Here is a 255-nt window from a genome sequence, read left to right on the forward strand (position 1 = left end):
AAATATGACGCTCATTTAGCTCAATGGAACGCTAAAGATGATTATTTAAACAAAAGAAATCTTGACAAAATATCAACATACAATGCTTTAAAATTTTATGTTTATAAAGGATTATTAAAAGGTTGGACTCCCGAACAAATTAGTGGAAGATTAAAAATTGATTATCCTAATAATACCTTAATGTCAATATCACACGAAGCTATTTACAGACACATTTACACAAGGCCTCAAGCTTCGCTAAACAAAAAATTAATC

General features: G+C 28.6%; 1 pseudogene. It reads left to right on the forward strand.

The annotated features are described in order from the left end of the window. A pseudogene (locus tag LG649_RS16265) lies at window positions 1–255 on the forward strand (IS30 family transposase); the annotation flags it as partial.

The sequence above is a fragment of the Neotamlana laminarinivorans genome, from assembly GCF_020523925.1.
GTDB classification, from domain to species: domain Bacteria; phylum Bacteroidota; class Bacteroidia; order Flavobacteriales; family Flavobacteriaceae; genus Neotamlana; species Neotamlana laminarinivorans.